Origin of the sequence: Nocardiopsis sp. NPDC007018 (genome assembly GCF_040635075.1) — a bacterium.
Lineage (GTDB): Bacteria > Actinomycetota > Actinomycetes > Streptosporangiales > Streptosporangiaceae > Nocardiopsis.
The window spans coordinates 1-18,648 of record NZ_JBEYHA010000005.1; the positions used below are offsets into that span (position 1 = coordinate 1).

At 71.6% G+C, this 18,648-nt stretch carries 13 protein-coding genes; 7 read left to right on the forward strand and 6 right to left on the reverse strand.

Going from position 1 to position 18,648, the window contains the following annotated elements:
• Positions 1 to 734: 734 nt before the first annotated feature.
• The 4 genes from ABZ635_RS03760 to ABZ635_RS03775 form a co-directional block, all read right to left on the reverse strand.
• The gene (locus tag ABZ635_RS03760) at positions 735 to 1,748 is read right to left on the reverse strand and encodes a peptidoglycan DD-metalloendopeptidase family protein (RefSeq protein ID WP_357758403.1); all 1,014 of its coding nucleotides are present in this window, start codon (positions 1,746 to 1,748) and stop codon (positions 735 to 737) included.
• A 143-nt stretch (positions 1,749 to 1,891) separates the two neighbouring features.
• A complete protein-coding gene (locus ABZ635_RS03765; protein ID WP_357758406.1) occupies positions 1,892 to 2,461 on the reverse strand; it encodes a methylated-DNA--[protein]-cysteine S-methyltransferase in 570 nt (189 codons plus the stop codon).
• Entirely contained in the window at positions 2,458 to 3,906 is a 1,449-nt protein-coding gene (locus ABZ635_RS03770; RefSeq protein ID WP_357758409.1) for an AlkA N-terminal domain-containing protein, read from the reverse strand. The genes ABZ635_RS03765 and ABZ635_RS03770 overlap by 4 nt, the downstream gene beginning before the upstream one ends.
• A 63-nt stretch (positions 3,907 to 3,969) precedes the next feature.
• Positions 3,970 to 4,245, reverse strand: a complete 276-nt coding sequence (locus tag ABZ635_RS03775; RefSeq protein ID WP_357758412.1) for a hypothetical protein — start codon at positions 4,243 to 4,245, stop codon at positions 3,970 to 3,972.
• A 132-nt stretch (positions 4,246 to 4,377) separates the two neighbouring features.
• On the opposite strand from ABZ635_RS03775, the gene ABZ635_RS03780 reads away from it, so the two are divergent.
• The 3 genes from ABZ635_RS03780 (at position 4,378) to sucD (ending at position 7,227) form a co-directional block, all read left to right on the forward strand.
• Complete coding sequence (locus ABZ635_RS03780; protein WP_357758414.1) at positions 4,378 to 4,788, forward strand: cobalamin B12-binding domain-containing protein; 411 nt, start codon at positions 4,378 to 4,380, stop codon at positions 4,786 to 4,788.
• A 365-nt stretch (positions 4,789 to 5,153) separates the two neighbouring features.
• The gene (gene sucC, locus ABZ635_RS03785) at positions 5,154 to 6,335 is read left to right on the forward strand and encodes an ADP-forming succinate--CoA ligase subunit beta (protein ID WP_357758417.1); all 1,182 of its coding nucleotides are present in this window, start codon (positions 5,154 to 5,156) and stop codon (positions 6,333 to 6,335) included.
• 13 nt (positions 6,336 to 6,348) lie between these two features.
• Positions 6,349 to 7,227, forward strand: a complete 879-nt coding sequence (gene sucD / locus ABZ635_RS03790) for a succinate--CoA ligase subunit alpha (RefSeq protein ID WP_357758419.1) — start codon at positions 6,349 to 6,351, stop codon at positions 7,225 to 7,227.
• Positions 7,228 to 7,332: 105 nt separating this feature from the next.
• On the opposite strand, the gene ABZ635_RS03795 is transcribed toward sucD, so the two are convergent.
• On the reverse strand, positions 7,333 to 7,830 hold the full coding sequence (locus ABZ635_RS03795; protein WP_357758421.1) for a DUF1707 domain-containing protein: 498 nt from the start codon (positions 7,828 to 7,830) through the stop codon (positions 7,333 to 7,335).
• Between the two features lie 219 nt (positions 7,831 to 8,049).
• Here ABZ635_RS03795 and ABZ635_RS03800 point away from each other — a divergent pair, with 219 nt between their 5' ends.
• Both ABZ635_RS03800 and ABZ635_RS03805 read left to right on the forward strand, forming a co-directional pair.
• Complete coding sequence (locus ABZ635_RS03800; protein ID WP_357758424.1) at positions 8,050 to 9,636, forward strand: DUF6350 family protein; 1,587 nt, start codon at positions 8,050 to 8,052, stop codon at positions 9,634 to 9,636.
• 184 nt (positions 9,637 to 9,820) lie between these two features.
• Positions 9,821 to 11,905, forward strand: coding sequence for a hypothetical protein (locus tag ABZ635_RS03805; RefSeq protein WP_357758427.1), 2,085 nt, complete (start codon positions 9,821 to 9,823; stop codon positions 11,903 to 11,905).
• A gap of 202 nt (positions 11,906 to 12,107) precedes the next feature.
• Here the strand turns inward: ABZ635_RS03805 and mfd are convergent, their stop codons facing one another.
• On the reverse strand, positions 12,108 to 15,716 hold the full coding sequence (mfd, locus tag ABZ635_RS03810; RefSeq protein WP_357758430.1) for a transcription-repair coupling factor: 3,609 nt from the start codon (positions 15,714 to 15,716) through the stop codon (positions 12,108 to 12,110).
• 428 nt (positions 15,717 to 16,144) lie between these two features.
• Between mfd and cysC the strand changes: the two genes are divergently transcribed.
• Positions 16,145 to 17,752 carry an adenylyl-sulfate kinase gene (gene cysC, locus ABZ635_RS03815; RefSeq protein ID WP_357758432.1) on the forward strand — a complete coding sequence of 536 codons (1,608 nt, stop codon included), beginning with the start codon at positions 16,145 to 16,147 and terminating at the stop codon, positions 17,750 to 17,752.
• Positions 17,749 to 18,507 (forward strand): MazG family protein, encoded by a 759-nt coding sequence (locus ABZ635_RS03820; RefSeq protein ID WP_357758435.1) that lies wholly within the window; start codon positions 17,749 to 17,751, stop codon positions 18,505 to 18,507. Before cysC ends, ABZ635_RS03820 begins: the two co-directional genes overlap by 4 nt.
• Positions 18,508 to 18,648: the final 141 nt, after the last annotated feature.

Below are 18,648 nucleotides of genomic sequence, written 5' to 3' on the forward strand. Positions count from 1 at the left end.
AGAGGGAAGGGGAAGTGTCCGCCGTTGGGTGGGTTCTTTCTCTTTCCTCTCTTTTTTGTTGGGGTTTGTGCGTTTGTGAATGGTGGGTGGGTGTGGGGTGGGTGTGTTCTGGGGTCTGTGGTTGAGGTGAGCTGTGGGTACAGGGCCTGTGGTTGCTGTAGCGCGAGGGTTCTACGGCCAACCCGTTTATCCCTTTGGGCCTGTAGGTTCTGTGCGGCTTACTGCGTACCCCTTGTGTGCTGAGCACTCTGGTCAGGGCGGGGTGTGTGGATGGTGCTCTGCCCGGACCGCACTTGGCGGACGCGCTCTCGTGTGACACGACTGGCGGGAAAGGGCCAAGCACGGCACCGGGCCACCCCCCAGGACAACCGATGTGTTCGAGAGATGCGTGTCCCCAGCCCTGGTAAAAACCCCCGCCGTCCGGGCACCGCTTGCCGCTCTACGGCCAACCCGCTCTCCTGAACCCAGCACTCACGTGCACGTTTGTACCCCGCTATGGCTCAGGGGGTTTGCGCCGTGCCGCTTACTACCGCACATGACTGAGGTTCAAAACCCCTGGGGGTGAAGGGGAAACCTCGCCTTCGGCTGTATCCCGCTGTGGTTCAGGGGGTTTGCGCCGTGCGGCTTACTACCGCACATGGCTGGGGTGCCGAACCCCTGGGGGTTGAGGGGGAAAGCGGCCCCCAGCTCACAGCAGGGTGAAGCGCCCGGCTGTTCGGCCGGGCGCTTCGGTCCTAGAAGCCGTAGTTGTACATGGACCCGCCCGGGTAGACGTTGCCCACGCCGTTCCTGTAGGCGTAGCCGCCGTAGTTGGCGCCTTCCACGAAGGTCCAGCCGCCGAGGGTCCTGCCGTTCAGCGCCACGTACCAGCCAGCCGCGTTGGGGTCGGTGTACCCGCGCAGCGCGAAGTGGATGTGCGCCCCGGTGGTGGAGCCGCCCGCGCAGAGGCTGTTGCCCTGGGTTCCCAGGTAGTGGCCGGTGCCGACGTTGTTACCGGGAAGCCACTGGTAGTCCTCCAGGTGGTAGTAGTCGGTCGAGTACCCGTTGTCGTGGATGACCCGGGTCCAGCCGGTGCACAGGGAGTAGGCGTATCCGCCCCTGGCGGCTCGGGCCTGACCGTTGCCTCCGGCGAAGTCCACGGAGCTGTACGGGGGACCGCCGCTGAACCCGTGCGGGCCGCCGGTCATGATCATGGAGGTGCCGATGGAGAACGGTAGGCCCACGCCGGTGTAGGCCATGGGGGAGAGCTGGTCGGGGTCGGTGGAGGCCGCGACGGTCTCGCGCTGCTCGGTGTCCATCAGCCCCGATCCGGCGAGGAGCTGGGAGAACTCCTCTGTGCCTTCCAGGCCGACGTCCCAGCCGTTGCCGTCCTGTTCGGCGGCGAACAGCCAGGCGTAGGGTTCCTCGCCCTCGACCTCCGGGGCGGTGACGATGGCGACGCCGAAGGCGGAGTCGTGGTCGGCCTCACGGATGTCGACCCGCACGTCCCGGTCCTGGGCGGCGAGGGTGGAGAGTTCCGTGGAGCGCTCGGACAGGACGTCCTCGATGACGGAGTCCGTCAGGGACCGCTCGGACGATCCGAGTGTGTCGGCCACCTCGGCTTCGAGGAGGATCTCGACGTTGTCGGCCGTGCTGAGCGGCGCGGTGGTGGTCTGTGCGGTGGCGGGTGCGGCAGTGACGACCAGTGCGACCGAGGCGGTCAGCGCGATGGCACCCAGGGGGAGGTATCGGGGGGTGGGTAGTGTCAACGCTTCTCCAGGGGAGTCGAGCGAACGGGGAGTGACACCACAGGATCAGAGTGTGGCTACCGCAGAGTAACCAGGCCCTAGGGCACGGACAAGGGGTGTAACCGGAAACTTTCTCCGATGACACCCCTCATTCGGTTGGTTTTCTACCGCCCGGATCGCTCCAGTGCCAGCAGGTGCTTCTTGCGTTCCAGGCCGCCCGCGTACCCCGTCAGGCTCCCGTTGGCGCCGATGACGCGGTGACAGGGCACGATGACGCTGATCGGGTTCCGCCCGTTGGCCATGCCCACGGCGCGGGACGCGGTGGGCCTGCCGATCTCCTCGGCGAGCTGGCCGTAGCTGGACGTTTCCCCGTAGGGGATCGTGGTCAGCGCCTGCCACACCTGGAGCTGCCAGGGCGTACCGGCGGGAGCGAGGGGCAGGTCGAACTGCCGGAGCCGCCCGTCGAAGTACGCGGCCAGCTGTTTCTTGGCCTCCGTGAACGAGGCATCGTCCCGCACCCAGTCGGACGGGACGACCCGTCGGACCCCGTCCTTGGGCGGGGTCAGCAGTCCGCCCAGGGCCTCGCCGTCGCCGTACAGGGTCAGTTCGCCCAGGGGCGAGTCCATCGTGGTGTGGCGGGTCGGGCCGGGGAGGGGGGTCCGGAACGTCACCGCTGCCTCGCGTGCCGGGCCGACCGGTTCCAGGTCCATGGGAAGTGCTTCTTGGGTGTTCATCCTGATCCTTCTTCCTCAGGTAGTCCCAGCGACGCCCACAGGAGGTGGGTCGCGTACGAACGCCACGGGCTCCAGGCCTTCGTCGGGGCCGAGCCCTTTCGTTCCAGGGCCTGCCGCACCCCGAGGTCCGTCTCCAGGAAGACGTCCGGGTCGCCCAGCCCGCGCATCCGGACGTAGCCGGCGGTCCACGGGCCGATCCCGGGCAGCTCCAACAGCCGGTGTTCCGCCTCGTCCCGATCGCAGCCCGGGCCCAGGTCGACGCGTCCGGAGGCGATCGCCCCCGCCACGCGGGTGAGGGCCCGGCCCCGGGACACGGGGATGGACATCCCCGCCGGGTCGGCATCGGTCAGGGCCTCCGGGGAGGCGAACGTGTGGGTGAGTCCGGGGAACAGTCCGTCGAGCCCGGCGCCCAACGGCTCCCCGTGGCGGGACACCAGCCGTCCTGCCAGGGTACGCGCGGCCCGGACCGAGACCTGCTGGCCGAGGACCGCGCGGACCGCCAGTTCGGCGGGGTCCACGTGACCCGGCGCGCGGACCCCGGGGCGTCGGCGCAGGACCGGGCCGAGCACCGGGTCGGGCCCCAGCGCCTCCGCGACCGCGTCGGGGTCGGCGTCCAGGTCCAGCAGGCTCCGGCAGCGGCGCACGGCGCTGGTCAGGTCGCTCGGGTCGGTCAGCCACAGTCGGCACAGGACGTGGTCGGAGCCCGCGGAGAGCGCGACCACCCCGGGGCCGTGGGGCAGGCGGAGTGTGCGCCGGTAGGTGTCGTCGGAGTACTCCTCCACCCCCGGGACCGCGCGGTCACCGAGGAAGGAGAGCATCCCGGCGAGGTCGATGGCGCCCCGGTAGGGAAGTCGCAGCACGATGCCGCTGGTGGGCGGTGCCGTCGTCCTGCGGCGGGCCGCCCGCATCTCGGTGGGGGAGCGGTCGAAGACCGCGCGTATGGTCTCGTTGAACTGCCGCACGCTGGAGAAACCGGAAGCGAAGGCGACGTCCGCCATGGGCATGTCCGTGGTCTCCACCAGGACGCGGGCGGTGTGGGTGCGCTCCGCCCGGGCCAGGGCCAGCGGTCCCGCGCCGACCTCCTGGGTGAGCAGTCGGTTGAGCTGGCGGTCGCTGTACCCGAGGGTCTCCGCCAGGGAACCCACCCCGCCCCGGTCCACGGCGCCGTCGTGGATCAGCCGGATCGCCCGGCCCACGACGTCGGCCCGTACGTTCCACTCGGGGGAGCCGGGCACGGTGTCCGGACGGCACCGCTTGCAGGCGCGAAAGCCCGACTCCTGTGCGGCGGCGGCCGTGCGGTAGAAGCGGACGTTCTCCCGGCGAGGGGTGACCGCCGGGCAGCTCGGTCGGCAGTAGATACCGGTCGTGCGCACCGCGGTGTAGAAGACCCCGTCGAAACGGGAGTCCCTGCTCCGTACCGCTCTGTAGCGCTGTTCGTCGTCCATCACATCCACCATGTTCGCCGAGTCCGGCGGCGCACGCTGGCGGTTTTCGGACACCTACGCGGGTCAGTTCTCGCCGTGTTCGGTGAGGTAGTCGACGTAGACGGGGCGCAGCGCCTCGTGCACCCGGGGGTCGTGTTCGGCCGAGAAGGCCTCGTAGAGGAACCCCGAGACCTGGGCGACGCTGGCCTCGCTCGCGTCCCGGTTGCCCGCCGCCGCCTCGGCGGCCGGAAGCAGGCGCAGAAGACGCCAGAGGAAGCCCACGTCCCAGCGCTCGCGTGCCAGTTCCAGGGCGCGTTCCCGCAGGTCCTCGGTGCTGGTCTGCTCGAATCGGTCGTCCATGGTCGGAAGATACCCGCCCCCGTGCCCCGCACCCGTGAGTGACCTGGGTTACTCTTCACACGAGCTGTTCATCTCCCCCTCGGGAGGGCCCTCACAAGGGGCGGCTGAGGGGAACGTAGTGAGGGGTACGCCATGGCCGAGGCCGCCGCGCGCGTCGTTGTCGCGAAGCCGGGACTGGACGGGCACGACCGGGGGGTCAAGATCGTCGCCCGGGTCCTGAGGGACGCCGGGGTCGAGGTCATCTACACCGGTCTGCGCCAGACCCCGGAGATGATCGTGGCCGCCGCGCTCCAGGAGGACGCCGACGCCATCGGCCTGTCGGTGCTCTCGGGCGCGCATATGACGATGTTCGGCCGGGTCATGGAGCTGCTGCGGGAGAACGACGCCACCGACATCCGGGTGTTCGGCGGGGGCATCATCCCCGACTCCGACATCGAGGAGCTGGAGGCGATGGGGGTCGCCCGGATCTTCACACCGGGCGCGCCGACCTCCGAGATCGCGGACTGGGTACGCGAGAACATCCACCCCGTTCACGCCGCCTGAGGCCCCGTGACCTTCGTCGCACTTCGGGCGAAGTCCGATGGGGGCGAATCGGCCCCGGATCGGTGTTATCAGCGGTGTCTCTGGTCACATATGTTCCCATGTGGGGGGCGTCGCAGCGCCGCGTGAGCGGCGTTTGTGCCCAAGGCCATGGGATGTACCGGACCCTGGTGTCCGGTGGCCGGACATCGGGCGACTAAGCTTTGCGCATGTCGCGGGTGGCAACGCCGCGGCGATCCCGATCTCTGTAGGCCTCACCCCCTCCGCGGGGGTTTGCGTCGTGTGACACCCCTTCAGTGGGTCACCGCCGATCCGGACACGCCACCCCGGTACACACTTGAGCCAGCGAGTTACAAGGACGGACCCTCGTGGACCTGTTCGAATACCAGGCGAAGCAACTCTTCGCAGAGTACGGGGTTCCCGTACCCCAGGGGAAGGTGGCGAGCACGGTCGCTGAGGCGCGTGCCATCGCCGATGAGTTCGCCGCCGCGGGCAAGCCCCGCGTCGTCGTGAAGGCCCAGGTCAAGACCGGCGGTCGCGGTAAGGCTGGCGGCGTCAAGGTGGCCGAGGGCCCCGAGGACGCCGAGGCCAAGGCCGAGCAGATCCTCGGCATGGACATCAAGGGCCACACGGTCCACCGTGTCCTGGTCGAGGAGGCGAGTGACATCGCCGAGGAGTACTACTTCTCCTTCCTGCTCGACCGCGCCAACCGCAACTTCCTCTCCATCTGCTCCAAAGAGGGCGGCATGGAGATCGAGGAGGTCGCGGAGACCAACCCCGACGCCGTCGCCAAGATCTCGATCGACGCCCTGAAGGGCGCCCCGGCCGACGTCGCCGCGCAGATCGTCAAGGCGGGCAACCTGCCCGAGGCCGCCGCCGCGGGTGCCACGGAGATCGTCTCCAAGCTGTGGGACGCCTTCGTCGGCAAGGACGCCACCCTCGTGGAGGTGAACCCGCTCATCCTGACCAAGGACGGCCGGGTCGTCGCCCTCGACGGCAAGGTGACCCTGGACGAGAACGCCGAGTTCCGCCAGGACCTGGACAGCCTCACCTTCGCCGAGGAGGGTGACCCGTTGGAGGTCGCCGCCAAGGCCAAGGGCCTCAACTACGTCAAGCTCGAGGGCGAGGTCGGCATCATCGGTAACGGTGCCGGTCTGGTCATGTCGACCCTCGACGTGGTCGCCTACGCGGGTGAGAACCACGGCGGCGTCAAGCCCGCCAACTTCCTCGACATCGGTGGCGGCGCCTCCGCCGAGGTGATGGCGAACGGCCTGGAGATCATCCTGGGCGACCCCGCCGTCAAGAGCGTCTTCGTCAACGTCTTCGGCGGCATCACCGCCTGCGACGCCGTCGCGAACGGCATCGTGCAGGCGCTGGAGCTCCTGGAGCAGCGCGGCGACGACGTCAGCAAGCCGCTGGTCGTGCGCCTGGACGGCAACAACGCCGAACTGGGCCGCCAGATCCTCGACGAGCGCGCCCACCCGGCCGTGCGTCGGGTCGACACGATGGACGGCGCCGCCGCTCAGGCCGCCGAGCTCGCGGCGAAGTAGGGGACAACACACCATGGCTATCTTCCTGAACAAGGACAGCAAGGTGCTCGTCCAGGGCATGACCGGCTCTGAGGGCACCAAGCACACCCGCCGTATGCTCGCGTCCGGCACCAACATCGTTGGTGGCGTGAACCCGCGCAAGGCCGGGCAGAGCGTCGACTTCGACGGCACCGAGGTGCCGGTCTTCGGCTCCGTCGCCGAGGGCATGGCCGCCACCGGCGCCGACGTCACCGTGATCTTCGTTCCGCCGAAGTTCTCCAAGGACGCCGTCGTCGAGGCGATCGACGCCGAGATCGGTCTGGCCGTCGTGATCACCGAGGGCATCCCGGTCCACGACACCGCCGCCTTCTGGGCCTATGCCGGTTCCAAGGGCAACAAGACCCGTATCGTCGGCCCGAACTGCCCCGGCCTCATCACCCCGGGCCAGTCCAACGCCGGCATCATCCCGGCCGACATCGCCAAGCCGGGCCGTATCGGCCTGGTCTCGAAGTCGGGCACGCTCACCTACCAGATGATGTACGAGCTGCGCGACATCGGCTTCTCGTCCGCCGTCGGCATCGGTGGCGACCCGATCATCGGCACCACGCACATCGACGCCCTGGCGGCCTTCGAGGCCGACCCGGACACCGACGTCATCGTGATGATCGGTGAGATCGGTGGCGACGCCGAGGAGCGCGCGGCCGACTTCATCAAGGAGAACGTGACCAAGCCGGTCGTCGGCTACGTCGCGGGCTTCACCGCCCCGGAGGGCAAGACCATGGGCCACGCCGGCGCCATCGTCTCCGGTTCCTCCGGCACGGCCGCCGCCAAGAAGGAGGCCCTCGAGGCCGTTGGCGTCAAGGTCGGCAAGACCCCGAGCGAGACGGCTCAGCTGGTGCGCGACCTCTTCTAGGAGGCGTGCCCCGCAGGGCGCTCGTTCCGTACGGCTCCGCCCCGCCGCCGGTGATCCGGTCGGTGGGGCGGAGCCGTTTCGAGTCCGGGGCGGGCCGGGGGGCGGTCAACCGCCCTCGATCTCCCCGCGCCGGTTCCGCCGTCTGCGTTGGGCGAGGAGCTGTCCGGCCAGCGGGCCGAGCACCATGAGGCAGAAGAACCCGAGGAAGACCGTGATGGCGTAGACGTTGCCACTCATGAACGACGGGGTGCCCCACACCAGCAGGAGGAAGCCGCCCCAGCCGAGGAGCCCGCCGACGTTCACGCCCTTGTCCTTCTCGTCGTCCTCGGACACCTCCGCGTTCTTCCCGGCGGCGACGGTCGGAGAGGAGTCGGCACCTGGTTCGGGAACGGCGACGGTCCCCGGAGCCAGTCGCGGGGGGAGGTCGTCGAAGAGCGGGACGAGTTCGGCGGAGTTCACGGCCCGGAGCGCGGCCTCGGAGCGCTGTTCGTGCTCGTCGGTGTCGAGCCGCCCCTCCTCGAAGGCCACGCGCAGTTTCGCCAGCGCCTCGTCGCGTTCGTCGTCGGAGAGCCGGTAGCTGCGGTCGTGTTCGGGCTCTGCCATGGGGTGTCCTTCATGCGGGGGCGGGGGTCTCATCTTACGACGTATCGCGTTTGCGGGGCGTTCCCGCGTGGTGACGCGCACACGACACGCGCGGCCCGGATACCCCGGAGCATTCCGGTCCCTGGCAGCATAAGTCGGGTGAGTACGCCAGGATCTCCCCCCGACCGAGGCCGACAGTCGAAGCGGTCCACGAGTACCTCCGACGGGGCCTCCGGGGGTGTGCCCGCGGCCGCTTCGGAGGTGGGCCGTCCGATCTACTCCACGGGGGGTGTGGCGGCGGCGTCGGCCGCCGGTATCGGCCTGGCGGTCATCGTGACCCTGACCATGGCCGGGTGGGTGGCGGCGCCGCACGACACGTTCGGCGAGGACATCGTCGACCTGTTGCGCGGGGCCGTGCTGGCCTGGCTGGTCGGCCACCACGTCTCCTTCTCCATCGCGGAGGGGCAGATCAGCCTGTTGCCGCTGGGCCTGGTCCTGCTGCCGGGGTTACTGCTGTACCGGTTCGGCCGCTGGTTGGCGCGCTGTTGCGTGATCGAGCGGCTGCGGCACGTGCACCGGGCCGCGCTGGCCGTGGCGGGTCCCTATGCGGCGATCGCGGGCACGCTCGCGTTGCTGGCCCGAACCGAGGAGGCGGTGCCGAGTATGCCGCGTGCGCTCCTCATGGGGTTCGTGATCGCGTTCGTCGCGGGCGGCCTGGGGGTGCTGCGCCAGCTCATGCGGGACAAGGGCGTGGCGGCGGGGGATCTGCTCGACCTGATGCCCGCGCGGTCGCGTTCGCTGCTGGTGGGGATGGTCGCGTCCACGGCGACCCTGCTGGCCGGGGGGCTGGTGTTGTTCCTGGCGGCGCTGGCGGTGAACCTGCCGGAGGCGGTGGAGATGACCGGCGCGCTCGGTCCCGGGTTGGTCGGCGGTTCGCTCCTGTTGATCGTGCAGTTGGCGTACCTGCCCAACGCGGTGGTGTTCGCGGTCTGTTACGCGTTGGGCCCGGGGTTCGCGGTGGGGACGTCGACGGTGGTGGCCCCGACGGAGGTGTCGTTGGGCGCGGTTCCGGCCCTGCCCATGCTGGCCGCGCTGCCAGCCAACGGTGCGGCTCCGGTGCTCTCGTTGGCGGCCCTGGCGGTGCCGTTCGTGGCGGGGGCGATCGGCGGGGTGCTGACCCAGCGCAGCGCTCCCGACGTGGTGAGCGAGGCGGCCCCGCTGTGGGGGTTCGTGTGCGGTGTGACGACGGGGATGCTGTTCGCGGCCCTGGCCGGGCTCGCGGGCGGGTCGCTGGGGGCGGCGCGCCTCAGCGAGGTGGGCCCCTCCGCGTGGCAGGTGGGCGTGGTGGCCGCCCTGGAGGTGGGGGTGGCGGCGGCCGTGGCGGCCTGGGTCGCCAACGCCTGGTACGCGCGCAAGCAGACCCGCAGGGTCGAGGCGGAGCGGGCGGAGGCGGCCGAGCCGCCCCCCGAGACCGCGGCGCCGGTGGTGGAGCTGCCCGCCGACGTTCCGGTGGGTGAGGGGTTGGCCACGGTCACGGCCCTGCGGCCCCGCGAGGAGGACCGCGAGGCGGAGACGGAACCGGAACCGACCATCGCCGAGCGCCGTGAGGTGCTGCGCCGGGTGCGCGGTGCCCGTAAGCGGGACCGCGCCGTCGAGAGGGTGGCGCGCAGGGAGGCCCGGCGGGAGTTGCGGGCGCAGCGCAGGGCGGACCGCCGTGCCGAGGGCGGCTGGTGGCGCCGGAGGCGCGCGGACGAGGAGTCGGAGGAGGAGATGTACGGCATCACCTACGAGGCCGCTCCCGAGGACGTCGAGCCCACGCAGCGGTGAACCCGTCGGCCCGAGCGGGGATCGTAGTGTGACCGGGCCGGGCCCTCCGGCCCCCGGTGCCCTTCCGGGGTACGCCGCAGCACACGATCAGGACACCCTTGTGACCGCCACTGACGCACAGCCGCCCGAGCCCCCCGCTTCCCCGCGACCTCCGGTCCCTCCCGCCCCCGCGGGCGTTCCCGAGGTGGACTGGGCGGATCTGGACTGCCCCGACGCCGAGGACGTACCCGAACTGCTCGCGGCCCTGGCGGAGGGGGAGGACGACGTGGTGGAGGAGGCGGCGGAGGACCTCGAGGACCTGCTCTTCGAGGGCGACTACCGCCGACCCGCGGTCGCGGTGCATCTGCTCCCACGGTTGATCGCCCTGTACCCGCTCCTGCGGGGGGCGCGCCGTGCACTCGTGATCAGGATGTTCCGAGTGGTCGCCGTGCGCGGCGATCTGGACGCGTGGCCCGAGCTCCGGGCCGGGTTGGCCGAGGTCGAACCGCTCCTGCTCGCCGATCTCGACGGCCAGGGCTTCGGCGTGCGGCGTGAGGTGGTGCGGTTCCTGCCGCTCCTGACCGGCGGTGACGCCGACCGTCGGGCCGCCGTGCTGCTCGACCTCATCGACTGCGGCGGGGTACTGGGGGCCGAGGCGCTCACAGCCCTGGCCCGGGTGGACCCGGGGCGTCTCACGGACGACCTCCTCGGCCCGGAGCACACGGACGAGGTGCGGTTCGCGGCCGCCCGCGCGCTCGCGAGGTCCGGTCGGCCCTGGACCTCCGAGGCCACCCGGGTGATCGTGTGGTGCTGGTCGCGGCGGGCGTGGGAGACGGCGTCGGCTCCGGTCCCGGATACGGGGGGCTTCGGCCGCGACTCCCGTCCGGAGCTCGAACGCGCGGTGGCCGACCCGACGTGCGTCGACGAGCTACTGGCACGGCTCCGGGTCGAAGGCTGGGCCGCCCTGCACGCCGCGAGAACCATGTGCGAGTGGGTCCGGTCGGCGCGGCAGACCCTGGTGCCGGTCTTCACCGCGGCGCTCGCAGACCCGCAGTTGCGCGGTGACGCGCTCAGCGCCCTCTGCGAGATGCCCCGGGTCGCGACGTCCGCGCGGGAGCCGGCGGCCGCACTGGCGACTCCGGCCGTACTGGATTCCGAACTCCCGGGCGACCGGGTGGATGGCGGGGAGGCGGTGCGGCTCCTGGTCCGGCTGGGAGACCCGCGTGGGAGGGAGGCCCTGCTGGGCCAGCTGCGCCGACGGCAGTGCTCCCTCTACCCGCCCGTGTACAAGCTGCATTCCGAGGAGGTACCCCCGGACCCGGAACTCGTCGAAGCGCTGAACGACGCACTTCCCGAGTACTACGCGCGGGTGGCCGCCACGGAATCCAACTCCACGATCGAGGAGATGCCGGTCGAGCTCCTGGCGGGCTGGGGGCCCGAAGCGACGGAGCGGGCGCTGGAGGCGCTCGTCGGCGCGCTGGAACACTCCAGCGCACCCATGGACGCCGTCGTCGCCCTGGGGCCCAGAGCCATGGCCGCACTCCCCGTGCTGTACCGCCGGGCGTCCGACCTCGGGCTGGAGCCCCGGGACCGCCTGCGCGCGGCGGTGGCGGTGGTGGCCGTCGGCGCGGATGAGGGGCCGCTGGACGGGCTCCTGGCCCGGGCCAAGCCGTGGGACCGGTCGTTCGGCGTGGACTACGCCCGACGCCGTGGTGTTGTGGCAAGGGCGGTCGTCGCGGACCAGCGTGAGCAGGCCGAACAGTTCGTGGCGCGGAACTGGCACGTGTCCTCTCAGGCCGTCGACGCCGCGGAGTACCTGTTCCGGGCGGTGGGAGAGACGGCGACGCCGTTGACCGTCTGCGCCTGGGCGCTGCGCCGATTCGGGTGGACTGACCGCGCCGTGTGCTCGCTGGTCCGCCGACTGGGTCGTGAGGTCGCCCGGTCGGCCGAGGTCATGGAGCTGTTCGCGGAGCCCGCCCCGGAGCTGTGGGACGAGCGGGAGCGCGCCCTCGCGCTGGTCCGGGTCACAGGGGAGAGTGGCCCGCTGCACGCGGTCGCCGCGCACATGATGTGCGGGGGCGCGTCCCTGGGGGACTGGGATCGGGGGCTGGGCGGCCTGCCGGAGGTGATCGCGGCGCTCGGGAAGGAGGCGGACTCGCTCCGCCCCCGGCTGCGTGAGCTGTGCGTGTTGGAGGCCCCGCTGGTCAGTCCCCGCCTGGAGGGGCGTGTCCGTGCCGACGAGCTCCTCCGCGCGGCCCTGGGCGCTGTGCTGGAGGACGGCGGGGCGTGAACACGCGGGAGCGGTGCGGGGGCGCGGCCAGGGCCGCGCCCAGCCCAACCCGGGGCGGCCCCCGCTGTGCGAGCTGCGGAACTTGCGTAGCAGAGCACAGGAGGGGCACCGTCGCTCATCGTCCTACGAGAGATGGCCCGGCGGCCGCTCGCAGGGCTGGCGGCTTCGCCGTCAGAAGGCGAAAGCATCCACAGAACACGCCCTAGTCCTGTTCGGGCCGGTTCGGCCTGCGCCGGTCCGGTTCGAAGATGGAGTTGACCAGGTCGGTGCACCACTTGAGCAGTTCGAGGTCGCGCAGCGGCTTGCCGCCCAGCCCCCCCGCCTTGGGGACCGGCACGAGCAGCGTCTTCGTGGCCTCCTTCCGGATCGCCCGGGGGTACATGCGCCGCAGCCGCAGCTCCTGCGACTCGCGCAGCTCCACCGGGGAGAACCGGATCTGGTTGCCCTGCATGACCACGTCGGCCAGGCCCGCGGACTTGGCCAGCACCCGGAACCGCGCCACCGCCATGAGGTTGTCCACCGACTGCGGCGGTGCGCCGTAGCGGTCGGTGAGCTCCTCGTACGCGGCGAGGATGTCCTCCTCGCTGGTGACGCTGGCGATGCGCTTGTACGACTGGAGGCGCAGCCGCTCGCCCGGCACGTAGTCGTGCGGGATGTGCGCGTTGATGGGCAGCTCCACCTTGGTCTCGACCTCGGCGGCGGCCTCCGGGTCGCCCTTGAGCTCGGCCACGGCCTCGCCGACCATGCGCACGTACAGGTCGAAGCCCACGCCCGCGATGGTCCCGGACTGTTCGGCGCCCAGGATGTTGCCCGCGCCCCGGATCTCCAGGTCCTTCATGGCCACGTACATGCCCGCCCCGGTCTCGGTGTGCTGGGCGACGGTGGCCAGCCGCTCGTAGGCGGTCTCGGTGAGCGGGCGCTCCGGCGGGTACAGGAAGTACGCGTAGGCGCGCTCACGGCCCCGGCCCACCCGGCCCCGCAGCTGGTGCAGCTGGGACAGCCCGTAGGTGTCGGCGCGGTCGATGATCAGCGTGTTGGCGTTGGGCACGTCCAGGCCGGACTCGACGATGGTCGTGGAGACCAGTACGTCGAAGTTCTTCTCCCAGAAGTCGACCATGACCTTCTCGAGCTGCTGCTCGTTCATCTGACCGTGCGCGTAGGCCACCCGGGCCTCGGGGACCAGCCGCTTGATGGACGCCGCCACCTTGTCGATGGACGACACCCGGTTGTGCACGAAGAACACCTGTCCCTCGCGCATCAGCTCGCGCCGGATCGCCGCGGTGATCTGCTTGTCCTCGTAGGGACCCACGAAGGTGAGCACCGGGTGGCGCTCCTCGGGCGGGGTGAGGATGGTGGTCATCTCGCGGATGCCGGTCAGACCCATCTCCAGGGTGCGCGGGATGGGCGTGGCCGACATCGCCAGTACGTCCACCTGGGTGCGCAGCCGCTTCAGGGCCTCCTTGTGCTCCACGCCGAAGCGCTGTTCCTCGTCGATGATGACCAGGCCCAGGTCCTTGAAGCGGGTCTCCTGCGACAGCAGTCGGTGCGTGCCGATGACCACGTCGACCTCGCCGGAGCGCAGCCCCTCGCGGGTCAGCTCCACCTCGCCGTCGGTCTGGAACCTCGACATCGGCTTGACCGTGACGGGGAAGGACGCGTACCGCTCGGTGAACGTCGACAGGTGCTGCTGGACCAGCAGTGTGGTGGGTACCAGCAGCGCCACCTGCTTGCCGTCCTGCACCGCCTTGAATGCGGCGCGCACCGCCACCTCGGTCTTGCCGTACCCCACGTCGCCGCAGATCAGCCGGTCCATCGGGACCGACTTCGACATGTCCTTCTTGACCTCGTCGATGGCGGCCAGCTGGTCGGGCGTCTCCACGTAGGGGAAGGCGTCCTCCAGCTCGTTCTGCCACGGGGTGTCCGGACCGAAGGCGTGCCCGGGGGAGGCCTGTCGCGCCGAGTACAGGCGAATGAGGTCCCCGGCGATCTCGCGGACGACCTTGCGGGCACGGCTCTTGGCCTTGCTCCACTCGGCGCCGCCCATCTTGGACAGCGTCGGCGCCTCGCCGCCCACGTAGCGGGTGACCTCGCCGAGCTGTTCGGTCGGCACGAACAGGCGGTCGCCGGGCTGGCCGCGCTTGGACGGCGCGTACTCGATGAGCAGGTACTCGCGGGTGGCGCCCTGGATCTGGCGGCTGACCATCTCCAGGTACCGGCCCACGCCGTGCTGCTCGTGCACGACGTGGTCGCCGGGCTTGAGCTGGAGGGGGTCGACCGTGCCCTTGCGGCGGCTGGGCATGCGCCGCATGTCGCGGGTGGAGGACTTCTGCCCCACGAGGTCGGTCTCCGTGAGGACCACCGTGCGCACCGACCGCAGCAGGAACCCGTGGTCGACCAGTCCCGTCGTGACGGTGGCGACGGCCTCCTTGGGTGGCTCGGCCAGGTCGGCGGCGAGGGAGGCGCCCAGGCCGGCGTCACGGAGCATCGCCACCAGCCGCTCGGCGGGCCCGTGCCCCTGGGTGACCAGCACGACGCTCCAGTTGTCGTGCAGCCAGCCCTTGACGTCGGCCAGGGCGCGCTCGGTGTCGCCCCGGTAGGAGTCGGCGGGGACCGCGCCCACCACGACCGCGTCGTCCTCCTCTCCGGCGTCCTGGGCGGGGGAGCCCTCACCGGCGCTGAAGGGGGTCAGGCCCCACCAGGGCAGGTCGAGGTCCGCGGCGACCGAACGCAGCTCGGAGATGGACATGTAGGCGGACTCGCCGAGGTCGATGGGGGCCTCGCCGCCCGAGGCCGCGTTGATCCAGGACGCGTCGAGGAACTCGGCGCTCGTGGCCTCCAGTTCCACGGCGCGGGTGCGGATGCGCTCGGGGTCGCAGCCCACCACCATGGCGTTCTCGGGCAGGTACGCCAGGAACGGTTCCATGCGGTCGGCGAGCACGGGGGCGAACGCCTCCATGCCCTCCACGGCCACGCCGTCGGCGATCTTGGAGAGCACCTCGGCCAGCGAGGGGTGTTCGGCGGCCAGCGCGCGGGCGCGTTCGCGCACGGTGTCGGTGAGCAGCAGTTCGCGGCAGGGCGGGGCGAACAGGCCGGAGGCGGCTCGCGACCCGGCGTCCTCGCCGGGGGAGATGGAGCGCTGGTCGGCGACCTGGAAGTACCTGATGTCCTCGACGGTGTCGCCCCAGAACTCCAACCGGAGCGGGTGTTCCTCAGTGGGCGGGAAGACGTCCAGGATGCCGCCGCGCACGGCCATGTCGCCGCGCTTCTCCACCAGGTCCACACGGGCGTAGCCGGTGTTGGTCAGGGCCGCGACCACGTCCTCCAGGGAGGCGTCGTCCCCCGGGCGGATGCGCACCGGTTCGAGGTCGCCGAGCCCGGCGACCAGGGGTTGCAGGACGCTGCGGACCGGGGCGACCACCACGCGCAGGGGCGTGGTGAGCGGGTCGGCGGGGTCGGGGTGCGCGAGTCGGCGCAGGACCGCCAACCGCTGGCCCACGGTGTCCGAACGCGGGGAGAGCCGTTCGTGCGGCAGCGTCTCCCAGGCGGGGAAGAGCGCGACCGCGTCCTCGGGCAGCAGTGAGCCGAGCGCGTCGGTGAGGTCGGAGGCCTCCCGCTCGGTGGCGGTGACGGCGAGCACCGGTCGGCCCGCGCCCACCGGGGCGTCGGCCGCCAGCGCCCCCACCATGAAGGGGCGCAGCGCCGCCGGGGCGACGAGGTCGAGATGAGGATCGCCACCGCTGCGGGCGGTGTCGATCGCGCTGTGCAGTGCCGGGTCCCTGGAGACGTCGGCGAGAAGTCCAATGAGGCTCATAGCACCAAAAACTGGAAGTGGTCCGGTTCAGGAGTCGGGTCCTGCCCTGACGCCGACACCCGAGTGCGGCGGGCACGGTTGCCGCCGTCCCGCGAGGCGAGTGGGGACGGGTCCGTGTACGTGAACGGTGACGGTTGTGGGCGGCCGTGTGTGTGGATGGGCGTGACCACCCGGCTTCCCTCAGCTTATCCAGTACCACCGTCGCGCGCGGGTCGGGCGGCGGGGTGGGCGGTTCGGCGGCCGTGCGGCCGCAACCGGTCCACGGCCGGAGACGACCGCGGTGATCACATGCCACAGAACCCGTTCCGAGCTGCTGGTATTCCTCAGGGACGGGTTCGGCGCCGGGGTGCGGCCCCCGGCGGGCATACGCTGGACGCTGCTGTCCGGGCCCGGTACGGGTCGGGGAAGGTCGCGGGAAGAGGAGACGCGTGGTGGGTGCCCACAGTCAGGGAAGAGGTCCGGCGGCGAACGCCGGAGGGCCGGGCGCGCCGGCCTTCGCTCCAGGTCCGAACGGTCTCGCCCACCTGGAGCTGATCCTGAGCGGGGCCTACCCGCTGCCCGGCTTCATGACCCGGGAGCAGGCGGAGTCGGTGGCCGGGCGCGGACGCCTGCCCGACGGCCGCCCCTGGCCGGTTCCGGTCACCCTGGAGGTGCCCGAGGAGGTGGCGGGGAACGCGCGGCTCACCCTCACCGACCTGGAGGGGGCGCCGCTGGCGGAACTGGCGGTACGTGAGCGCTGGGAGTCCACCGGCGAGGACGGGGCGACCCTGCACCACCTCGCCGGTGACGTGAGCCTGCTGGGGCCGCCCGCCTACGGTGTCCTGCGCGAGCTGAGGTCCACCCCAGCCGAGGTGCGCGCCCAGCGGGGACTGGAGCCCTCCTCGGGGCGCCCCCTGCTCGCGGTGGTCACCGACCGGCCGTTGCACCACCGCGCCCTGCACCAGATCCGTGCCGAGGCCGACGCGCTGGGACGCGGCGGCGAACGGGCCGGGGTCCTGGTCGTCGTAGACGCCGGACTGCACGACGAGGGCCTGGCCACCGCCGTGCTGGCCGCGGAACCGCTGCTGCCGCCCCGGTCCGGGTTCGTCGTGGTCACGCTGCCGCGCTCCGCGTCCCGGGCCGCGGGGGCGCTGGGCGGAACCTGGAGCGAACGGGACGCCGCGCTGGCCGCCCACGTGGCCGCCGCGTACGGCGCCACCCACATGCTGCTGGAAGCGGGCGGGCGGGCGCCCGAGACCGAGCGGGTCATGGCACTGAAGCCGCCGTTGACCGTCCTGGACCCCGAGCCCTGGCGCTACGACGCGGACGCGGACCTGTGGAAGCCCCGCACCCGCGTGGACCCGCGCGCCGTCCGCGCGGAGCCCACAGACGAGGAGGTCGCGGCCGAGCTCGCGCACGGCCGGGAACTGCCCTCGTGGTTCACCCCGGCCCGGGTGGGCGCCGAGCTCGCCCGGCTGCGACCGGCCCGTACCCGGCGCGGCCTCACCCTGCTGTTCACCGGCCTGTCCGGTTCGGGCAAGTCGACCATCGCGCGGGGGGTGAGCGACGGCGTCCGGCGTTCCGGGCGTACGGTGAGCCTGCTCGACGGCGACGTGGTGCGACGGGTGCTTTCGAAGGGCCTGACCTTCTCCCGTGCGGACCGGGAACTGAACATCCGGCGCATCGGTTTCGTGGCAGCCGAGATCACCCGGCACGGCGGGGTGGCGGTGTGCGCGCCGATCGCGCCGTACGCGGCCGGGCGGGCCGAGGTCCGTGCCATGGTGGAGGAGTTCGGGGACTTCTTCCTGGTGCACGTCGCCACACCCCTGGAGGAGTGCGAGGCGCGTGACCGCAAGGGCCTGTACGCGCAGGCCCGGGCGGGGGAGATCCCCGAGTTCACCGGGGTCTCCGACCCCTACGAGGAACCGACCGACGCCGACCTGGTGGTCGACACCGTCGGCGCGGACCCCGCCGAGTCCGTGGCCCTGGTGCTGGACGCCCTGCGCGGGGGCGGTTGGCTCCCCGACTCCGACCAGCACGTGAGTGAGGACCGATGACGAGCGACACCCCGACCCCTCCGGTGCCCGGGCACCGGGTGCTGCGCCTGGTCGAGGTGATGGAGACGCTGCGCCGGGAGTGCCCGTGGGACAGCGCCCAGACCCACGCGTCCCTGGCGAGGTTCCTGATCCAGGAGTCGTACGAGACCCTGGAGACCGTCGAGGAGGGCGACTACCCGCGGCTGAGCGAGGAGCTCGGGGACGTCCTGCTCCAGGTGGTCTTCCACGCCGCGATCGGCGCCGAGCGCCCCGAGGGCGACCCCGCCCGCTTCACGGTGGACGACGTCGCCGACGCCATCATCGACAAGATGACCCGGCGCCACCCGCACGTGTTCGGCGGGGCGGACGTGTCGGGGGCCGACGAGGTGCGGTCGAACTGGGAGGCCATCAAGGCGGCCGAACGGGCGGAGCGGGCCCGGGCCGCCGGGAGCACCGGGGAGACGTCGGTACTCGACGGGGTGCCCTTCGCCCAGCCCGCCGTGCTGTTGGCCTACGAGCTCCAGAAGCGGGCCGTGCGCAACGGGCTCCCCGCCGACCTGGTGGGCGACGACGGGGCCGAGGGCGGGGAGCTGTTCGCCGCCGTGGCCCTCGAACGCGGTGAGGGCCGGGACCCGGAGACGGACCTGCGCGCCGCCGCCCGACGCTTCGACGCCCGCGTGCGGGCGGCGGAGGGGGCGGCCCGCGCCGACGGTCACGAGCCCCGTGAGCTGGGCGAGGAGCAGTGGCGCGCCTACTGGTCGAAGGCCCTGGAGTAGCGGCGTCCGGTCACCGCGCGGTCGCTTTCGGTGGCGGTTCCTCAAGCGGGACGCAAAGCGGAGGCGGTGATCTTGACTCTCGTGTGACGTGTGCAACACAGTGCTCTCACCTCGGGGCCCGGGGCTCCGCCACCTCCCCTC

Coding starts and splice junctions, on each gene's coding strand:
- ABZ635_RS03770 (WP_357758409.1), bottom strand. CDS start 3,906: ATGGACGACGAACAGCGCTACAGAGCGGTACGGAGCAGGGACTCCCGT.
- sucD (WP_357758419.1), top strand. CDS start 6,349: ATGGCTATCTTCCTGAACAAGGACAGCAAGGTGCTCGTCCAGGGCATG.
- ABZ635_RS03795 (WP_357758421.1), bottom strand. CDS start 7,830: ATGGCAGAGCCCGAACACGACCGCAGCTACCGGCTCTCCGACGACGAA.
- ABZ635_RS03820 (WP_357758435.1), top strand. CDS start 17,749: ATGACGAGCGACACCCCGACCCCTCCGGTGCCCGGGCACCGGGTGCTG.
- ABZ635_RS03780 (WP_357758414.1), top strand. CDS start 4,378: ATGGCCGAGGCCGCCGCGCGCGTCGTTGTCGCGAAGCCGGGACTGGAC.
- mfd (WP_357758430.1), bottom strand. CDS start 15,716: ATGAGCCTCATTGGACTTCTCGCCGACGTCTCCAGGGACCCGGCACTG.
- ABZ635_RS03775 (WP_357758412.1), bottom strand. CDS start 4,245: ATGGACGACCGATTCGAGCAGACCAGCACCGAGGACCTGCGGGAACGC.
- ABZ635_RS03765 (WP_357758406.1), bottom strand. CDS start 2,461: ATGAACACCCAAGAAGCACTTCCCATGGACCTGGAACCGGTCGGCCCG.